The following is a 1,363-nucleotide window of genomic DNA, read 5'->3' as shown; positions in this document are numbered from 1 at the left end:
AAGGCATCTTTGAAGAAGTTGTGACATACTTTACGTGCAGGCATAGCAGTGACCTTATTGACTTGGTGGAACAATCAGTAGATCACACAACGCTATGCCTGTCTATTTTCTGGGGATTCCTCAGCCCCAATTGGGCCCCCAAACGTATTTCGCTGAATACATAAGCGATTTCGAGTCTGGTGATTGTAACTGCTAACTATCGTGTCACCAACATCTCTGAGCCGTGCTTATCTTTGACATTGACCATAAAAGCATACATGTCTGCCAGGGTTTACAGGCATGTATGCGATGAACAAAAAGAGTGGAAAGTGCGGAGGTAAAAATCAGGAATAAGGCTCGAAGATTTTATTATTCATCAGCCCGGTAGCTCGTCTGGCTCTGAGAATATCGGTAGCGGTCAGAAATGACGTCTGCTCCTGCCAGGTGAATCCTTTTCGGTCAGTACGCACCAGCTCATAACGTTCCACCACGAAATTCATCGCATCAGCCAATGTTATTCCTGCGTCGATATGCTCCTGGATGGCCGCGTCATCATGGAATGGCGTGTCATTGAGTGTCAGGCCGTAATGATGTTCTAACAGATAAACTAACAGTTGCTGCCAGACCTGCACAGGCGACAGGCGTGACGAAACCGGCAACGTGGCCGGTACAGTTGAGGTTTGCATGAGTTGAGTCTCTTAATAAACGAAGAAAAGTTTTGAAGGCTTACAAAGCTGAGATGATGCTAAAAATCAGTCTTTAACCAAATTGGAGGGATAAATTGCAATATATACATACCCATGGCTGCCCAGCGTATCGGCTTCACAGGTCAGCCCGTTACGGTACAGCGTGACGCAGTGTGCACACTGGGGATTCAGTTCACCGGAGAGCAGCATCAGCTCAAGATGCGCGACAAAATGCGGGAAAGCGTCATCCAGATGTCGAGCCTGCATCTCACTGTATGAACCGGTGAACCCTGCCCGGTCCGCCAGAAAATGCAGACGATGACCTTCCTGCACCAGCCGTGCTCCAAAACACGGTGTGATATCTCGTTTAAGACCCCAGGTTTGGGTAGCGTCTTTATTCATCATTTTAATCCTGTTAAAGAAGACCATGTTCGGCGAAGGAGAAAATCTGCCTGCCGCCGACAATCAGGTGGTCGGGCACTCGAACTTCCACCAGCATCAGCGCCTGCACCAGTCGCTGAGTAATAGCCTTTGGTTATGGGCAAATATCACTGCTGCCGCGTTAAAGTAGCTGTCTTTCCTACACAAATATTTTAACCCGCCCCCTCGTTATTGAACTTTTCCCTCATAGATTGATCTCAATAAAAAACACAACTTGAGGTAATCTTTATGTTTTCAACCTGCGCCGAACAATGGGC

The 1,363-nt window shown here is 47.5% G+C and carries 2 protein-coding genes and 1 pseudogene; all 3 read right to left on the bottom strand.

The genetic code is table 11. The features are described 5' to 3' along the window. Positions 1-323: 323 nt before the first annotated feature. Complete coding sequence (locus C5471_RS23245) at positions 324-665, bottom strand: TA system toxin CbtA family protein (RefSeq protein ID WP_133816127.1); 342 nt, start codon at positions 663-665, stop codon at positions 324-326. Between the two features lie 66 nt (positions 666-731). Next, positions 732-1,067: a type IV toxin-antitoxin system YeeU family antitoxin gene (locus C5471_RS23240; RefSeq protein ID WP_133816214.1), complete on the bottom strand. Its 336-nt coding sequence runs from the start codon at positions 1,065-1,067 to the stop codon at positions 732-734. Positions 1,068-1,080: 13 nt separating this feature from the next. Then, a pseudogene (locus tag C5471_RS23235) lies at positions 1,081-1,235 on the bottom strand (JAB domain-containing protein); the annotation flags it as partial. Between the last annotated feature and the right edge of the window lie 128 nt (positions 1,236-1,363).

It is taken from the genome of Photorhabdus tasmaniensis (assembly GCF_011189505.1).
GTDB lineage: Bacteria > Pseudomonadota > Gammaproteobacteria > Enterobacterales > Enterobacteriaceae > Photorhabdus > Photorhabdus tasmaniensis.
This window is presented reverse-complemented; position numbering and strand designations above follow the sequence as displayed.

What these genes read in the sequence shown, in the direction of transcription:
- C5471_RS23245 (WP_133816127.1), bottom strand. Translation starts at nt 665, where the DNA reads ATGCAAACCTCAACTGTACCGGCCACGTTGCCGGTTTCGTCACGCCTG.
- C5471_RS23240 (WP_133816214.1), bottom strand. Translation starts at nt 1,067, where the DNA reads ATGAATAAAGACGCTACCCAAACCTGGGGTCTTAAACGAGATATCACA.